Source organism: Pseudoalteromonas sp. P1-26, from assembly GCF_001401795.1.
Lineage (GTDB): Bacteria > Pseudomonadota > Gammaproteobacteria > Enterobacterales > Alteromonadaceae > Pseudoalteromonas.
Genome location: NZ_LKDX01000119.1, coordinates 1 through 754, shown reverse-complemented (window position 1 = coordinate 754; position 754 = coordinate 1). Strand labels below are relative to the sequence as shown.

The 754-nt window shown below is 34.1% G+C and carries 1 protein-coding gene; it reads left to right on the top strand.

Annotated elements, in window-relative coordinates; translation table 11 throughout:
- Positions 1–72 precede the first annotated feature (72 nt).
- Positions 73–696 (top strand): hypothetical protein, encoded by a 624-nt coding sequence (locus AN394_RS21160; protein ID WP_152968969.1) that lies wholly within the window; start codon positions 73–75, stop codon positions 694–696.
- Positions 697–754: the final 58 nt, after the last annotated feature.

The following is a 754-nucleotide window of genomic DNA, read 5'->3' as shown; positions in this document are numbered from 1 at the left end:
ACTCATAAATCACCTCGTTAGTTGAAACGTGGTGATAAATTAGGCCATCTGCAAAAACATGCCTAGGTGTGGTTGCTGTTACGGTTACATAAGTTGCTCTATCAGGAGCCTTATAGGCTCAGTGAAACCGATTTTAGTGAAGGCATTCGCGAACTTAAGACATATATTTTGAATGAGAAAGAAGTCCATCTTAAGAAATTTTTTGAATGTTGCTATTATCATGAATACCTAGTATCAAACGGTTACATTGAACAAGATAAAGACATCGAATATAACCAGATATCAAAAATAGCGGACCAAAAAAAGTTTCATAACTCTCCTAAGTTTCATAACTTAACTTTAAGCGATGAACGTTATAAAAACCTTTGCGAAGCTTATATTGGTAAGTTTAGTTATATAACAAATCAAGATGAACTGGATAAGCTATTTAGTTCAATGGAAAATTCATTTGCAAATTGTGAGTTATACGTTGGGAACTCTTACAAGTTAAGGCCTATATTGAACGAGTTTTCAGAAAAAGACTGGAGAACACTCTTTAATAATTGGACCTCTGAAGACATTGGTTGCTTCGGTAATTACTTATTTACGAGGTATGAAATAAATGAGTCTAAAAAAAGATTTGAGAAAGAAAAAGGTACAATCAGGTTTTTGAAAAACTTAATAGATGAGGGCGTTCAGAATTCTGTGTCAGCCTAAATTGCTAAATATCTAGCACGCCATCTAACCTACCTTCGAAGTGAATGGCTAATTGCGA